We start from the raw sequence: 6,102 nt of genomic DNA, 5'->3' as shown, positions 1-6,102 counted from the left end.
ATGTACCGCACCGGTGATGTGGTGCGGTGGCGGCACGACGGCACCGTCGAATATCTCGGCCGCTCCGACTTCCAGGTCAAGGTCCGCGGCTTCCGCATCGAACTCGGTGAGATCGACGCCGCCCTCACCGCCCACGACGCGATCGCCTTCGCCCACACCATCGGGCACACCGCCCCCAGCGGCGACACCGTGCTCGTGTCCTATGTGCTGCCCGATCTCACCGACACCACTGCCGGGCAGATCGATCCGCGGGCGCTGCGCGCCTGGGCCGCGGCCCGGCTACCCGGCCACATGGTGCCCGCCGCCGTGGTGCTGCTCGACGAGCTGCCGCTGACCCCGGTCGGCAAACTCGACCGCCGCGCCCTGCCCGTGCCGGATCTGACCCGCCTCGGCGGCGACTACCGCGCCCCGAGCACCGACCTCGAGGCCACCGTCGCCGAGATCGTCGCCGAGATCCTCGGCCACCCCCAGGTCTCCGTCGACGACAACTTCTTCGATCTCGGCGGCAACTCGCTGATCGCCACCCGCGTCGTCGCCCGCCTCAACGCCGCGCTCGGCACCGACGCCGGGGTGCGCGCGGTGTTCGAGGCCCCCACGGTGCGGGCGCTGGCCGCGCGGATCCTCGACGACCACGGCGGGCACGGCCGGGTGCCGCTGGTCGCCGCCGAACGCCCGGAGCGGCTGCCGCTGTCCCCGGCGCAGCAACGCATGTGGTTCGTCAACCAGTTCGACACCACCTCCGCCGCCTACAACATCCCCCTGGCCATCCGCCTGTCCGGCCGCCTCGACGTCGCGGCGCTCACCGCGGCGGTGCGCGACGTGCTCGACCGACACGAGAGCCTGCGCACCTGGTATCCCGGCGACGAACACGGCCCGCGGCAGGTGATCGTGGACACCGACCGGGTCCTGCCGGTCCTGACCGCCCGGCCGGTCACCGCCGAGGAGTTGCCCCCCGCACTCGGCGAGTTCGTCGGCGCCGGTTTCGACGTGGCCGCGGCGGTGCCGGTGCGGCTGCGGCTGTGGCGCCTCGACGAGCACACCCATGTGCTCGCGGTGGTGGTGCACCACATCGCCGCCGACGGCTCGTCGATGGCGCCGCTGGCCCGCGACCTGATGCTCGCCTACACCGCCCGCACCACCGGCACCGCCCCGGACCGGGCGCCGCTGCCGGTGCAGTACGCCGACTACGCGCTGTGGCAACGCCGCCTGCTCGGCGACCCGGACGACCCGGCCTCCCTCGCCGCCACCCAGCTGCAATTCTGGCGCGACACCCTCGCCGACGCCCCCGAACTGCTGCCGCTGCCCACCGACCGGCCCCGCCCCACCCAGCGCAGCTTCCACGGCGCGCTGCACCACTTCACCGTGCCCACCGCCGTGCAGCGACGCCTCAAGGCGCTGGCCGCCGAGCACGACACCACCGTGTTCATGGCCGTACACGCCGGGTTCGCGGCGCTGTTGGCCCGCCTGACCGGCACATCCGACATCGTCATCGGCTCCCCGGTCGCCGGCCGCGGGCACCGCGCCCTCGACGACCTGGTCGGCATGTTCGTCAACACCGTGGTGCTGCGCACCCCCGTCGACGGCGCCCTGTCGTTCACCGATCATCTGCACCGCACCCGCGAGATCGACCTGGCCGCCTTCGGCCACACCGAGCTGCCCTTCGAAACCCTCGTCGACGTGCTCGCCCCGGCCCGCGAGACCGACCGGTCCCCGCTGTTCCAGGTGGTCCTCGAATACGGCAACACCGAACCCGCCCGGCTGGTGTTGCCCGAGCTGGAAGTCGACGCCCTCGACCCGGAGCTGCCGGTCGCCAAGTTCGACCTGCAGCTGACCCTGCAGAACACCGACCCCGGCGCGGCGGGGGAGACGGGCGGGATACCGGCGGCGTTCACCTACGCCACCGACCTGTTCGATCCCACCACCGTCGCCTCCTTCGCGCAGCGGCTGGTGCGGCTGCTCGACGCGGTCACCGCCGACCCGCACCGCCCGATCGGCGACGTCGATCTGCTCACCGCCGACGAACGTCCCGCCGCACCCGTCCCCTCCCACCCGGTCCCGGACAGTTTGCTCGACGTCTACGCCCGCGGCGCCGGACGCGATCCGGCCGCCACCGCGGTCACCGCCCCCGACGGAGCGCTGCGTTACGCCGAACTCACCGACCGGGTGCAGCGCCTGGCCCGGCTGCTCACCGAGCACGGCGCCGGCCCGGACCGGCTCGTCGCGGTCGCGTTGCCGCGCGGCACCGACCTGATCGTCGCGTTGCTCGCCGTGCTGCACAGCGGCGCCGCCTATCTGCCCGTCGACGTGGCGTTCCCCCCGGATCGGCTGGCGTACATGTTCGACGACGCGGCCCCGGTGTGCCTGCTCACCACCGCCGAGCACGCCACCGGTCTCCCGCCGCACACCCCACCGATCGTGGACCTGCACGACCCGGCCGTGCGCACCCGCCTCACCGAGATGCCCACCGGCGCAGACGGACTGCCGCGGGTGCATCCCGATGCCGCGGCGTACGTCATCTACACCTCCGGCTCCACCGGCCGCCCCAAGGGCGTGGTGGTGCCGCACCGCACCGTCGTCACCCTGCTCACCGACACCACCGAGATGTTCGGCTTCGACGCCGCCGATGTGTGGACACTGTTCCACTCCTACGCCTTCGACTTCTCGGTGTGGGAACTGTGGGGGGCGCTCGCCCACGGCGGCCGGCTCGTCGTCGTCGACTACCACACCGCCCGCAACCCGCAGGAGTTCCTGGCGCTGCTGCGCCGCGAACGGGTCACCGTGCTCAACCAGACCCCGACGGCCTTCTACCAGCTCATCGACGCCGACCGCGCCGCCGCCGACCTGCCGGCGCTGCGCCGGGTGATCTTCGGTGGAGAAGCCCTCGACTTCGCGCAACTCGACCGCTGGTACCGGCGCCACGACGACACCGCCCCGACGCTGGTGAACATGTACGGCATCACCGAGACCACCGTGCACGTCACCGCCCGCATCCTCACCCGCGATCTCGCCGCCACCGCCGCGGCCAGCTTGATCGGGGCGCCACTGCCGTCGCTGCGCCTGCACATCCTCGACAGCCGGCTGCATCCGGTGCCCACCGGGGTGATCGGCGAACTGTACGTCTCCGGCGCCCAGCTCTCGCGCGGCTATCTGCGCCGCCCCGATCTGACCGCCACCCGGTTCGTCGCCGACCCGCACGGCACCTCCGGCGAGCGGCTCTACCGCACCGGTGACCTGGCGCGGCGTACCCGCGACGGCGAGATCGAATATCTCGGCCGCGCCGACTTCCAGGTGCAGCTGCGCGGTTTCCGCATCGAGCTCGGCGAGATCGAAGCGGCACTGCTGCGCGCTCCCGGCGTCGCCCGCGCCGTGGTCGTCGTGCACACCGACCCGGGCACCACCACCGAACGTCTGGTCGGGTACGTGGTGCCCGAGACCGGCCACGATCTCGACGTCGACGTGGTGCTCGACCATGCCGCCGGGGAACTCGCCGCGTACATGCTGCCGTCCACCCTGGTGGTGCTCGACACGCTGCCGGTCACCGCGACCGGCAAACTCGACCGGCGTGCGCTGCCCGCCCCCGACTTCGCTGCCCGCACCACCGTCTCCCGCGCCCCGGCGCGCGGCCCCGAAACCGTCCTCGTCGAACTGTTCGCGCAGGTCCTGGGTCTGCCCACGGTGGGGGTGGACGATTCGTTCTTCGCTCTCGGCGGCGACTCGATCATGTCCATCCAACTGGTGTCCCGCGCCAAGGCCGCCGGCCTGGACCTGACCCCCCGCGCGGTGTTCGAACACAAGACCCCCGCCGCGCTCGCCGCCGTCGTCGGCACCACCGCCCCCGCGGAGACCCTCGCCGAGCTGCCCGGCGGCGGGGTCGGGGACATGCCGCTGCCGCCGATCGCGCACTGGATGCTCGACCGCGGCGGCAGCATCGGCCGCTACTCGCAGGCGCTGCTGCTGCGCCTGCCCACCGGCCTGGACGCGGCGACGCTGCGGGCGATCGTCACCGCCGTCCTCGACCGGCACGACATGCTGCGCGTGCACCTGCTTCCGGTGCCGGACGCCCCCGGCGGACACGTGCTGCACGTACCCGCCCCGGGCAGCGTCGACGTCGACACCGTCGTCCACCGGGTGCCGGTCACCAGCGCCGCCGACAGCGACGACTTCTTCGCCCTGGCCGCCACCGAACTCGACGCCGCCGCCGACCGCCTCGACCCGCACGGCGGGCGGGTGGTGCAGCTGGTGTGGTTCGACACCGCCAGCGGCGCCGGCCGGTTGCTCGTCGTCATCCACCATCTCGCCGTCGACGGGGTGTCCTGGCGCATCCTGGTGCCCGACCTGGCCGCCGCGTGGGCAGCCACCGCGACCGGCAGTGCTGCCCTCGCCGGCACCGCCGGCACCGGTGCGCTGCTGCCCCCGCACACCGGCACCAGCGTGCGCCGCTGGGCGCACGCCCTGCGCGACGCCGCCCCCACCCGCCGCACCGAACTCGATTTCTGGCGCCGGGTGCTCGACGGACCGAACCCGCCGCTGGGACACCGGGCCTTCGATCCCGTGCGCGACACCAACGCCACCGTCACCACCCTCACCACCGCACTGCCCACCGCCGTCACCGAGGCGCTGCTCACCGCTGTGCCCACCGCCTTCCACGGCGCCGTCGACCACGGGCTGCTCACCGCGCTCGCCCTGGCGGTGGCGGCCTGGCGCCGCGACCGCGGCCACGACCCCGCCTCGCTGCTGCTCAACCTCGAAGGTCACGGCCGCGACAGCACCGCCGCCGCCGGCGCCGACCTGTCCGGCACCGTCGGCTGGTTCACCACCATCCACCCGCTGCGCCTGGACCTGACCGGCATCGACCTCGACGACGCGTTCGCCGCCGGCCCGGCCGCCGGGCGCGCCGTCAAGACCGTCAAGGAACACCTCGCCGCCGTCCCCGACCACGGCACCGGCTTCGGGCTGCTGCGCCATCTCGACAGCGACACCGCCGCGCGGCTCGCCGACGCCCCGGTACCGCAGGTCAGCTTCAACTATCTCGGTCGCCCCACCGCCGGGATCACCGACACCGACACCGCGTGGCTGCCCATCGACGGCTTCCCCCACGGTGGGGCGCAGAGCCCGGACATGCCCGCCGCGGCGGTGCTCGACATCAACGCCGTCACCACCGACACCCCGAACGGGCCGGTGCTCGAGGTGCACTGGTCGTATCCGGCCGGGCTGCTCGCCGCCGCCGACGTCACCGCCCTCGCCGACCGGTTCGCCACCGCCGCCACGGCACTGACCCGGCACACCCGCAGCCCGCACGCCGGGGGACTGACCCCCTCGGATCTGCCGCTGGTGCGTCTGCACCAGGACGCCATCGAACGCCTCGAGCAGCGCTACGGGCGCCTCGACACGGTGTGGCCGACCGCGCCGCTGCAGACCGGGTTGCTCTTCCACGCCCTGCTCGCCGGGGACCGCCCCGACGCGTACATCGTGCAACTGGTGCTCGACCTGCGCGGCGAGGTCGACGCGAGCCGGCTGCGGCGCGCCCTGCAACTGCTGCTCGACCGGCATCCGGCGCTGCGCGCGGCGTTCCCCGCCGCCGGGGACGGGCACGTGCAGGTCGTCCCCACCCACGTGGAGGTGCCGTTCACCGTCGCCGACACCAGCGACGACCCCGACCCCGACGACGCCGCCGCCCAACTGCTCGCGCTCGATCGGCGCACCCGCTTCGACACCGAGACCGCGCCGCTGCTGCGCGCGACCGTGGTGCACACCGGCCCGGGTCGGCACCTGCTCGCAGTGACGAACCACCACCTGCTGCTCGACGGCTGGTCCACCCCGGTGCTGATCCGGGAACTGCTCGTGCTCTACACCACCGACGGCGACCTGCGGGCCCTGCCGCCGGCACCGCACTACGGCAGCTACCTGAGCTGGCTCGCCGACCGCGACCCGCACGCCTCCCTCGACGCCTACCGCCGTGCCCTGGCCGGGGTGGACGAGCCGACCCTGCTCGCCCCCCAGCACCGGCCCGGCACCACCGCCGGGATCTCCGAGGACCTCGACGTCGACCTGGACACCGCCCTGTCGGTGCGGCTGCACGACACCGCCACCGCCCGCGGCATC

At 73.7% G+C, this 6,102-nt stretch carries 1 protein-coding gene; it reads left to right on the top strand.

Translation table 11 applies throughout. The features are described from left to right. A partial coding sequence (locus tag R1101_RS26840; RefSeq protein WP_016934091.1) for a non-ribosomal peptide synthetase occupies nt 1–6,102 on the top strand: 6,102 nt, incomplete at both ends.

The sequence above is a fragment of the Rhodococcus sp. R1101 genome (assembly GCF_000278445.1).
GTDB lineage: Bacteria > Actinomycetota > Actinomycetes > Mycobacteriales > Mycobacteriaceae > Rhodococcus > Rhodococcus gordoniae.
This window is presented reverse-complemented; position numbering and strand designations above follow the sequence as displayed.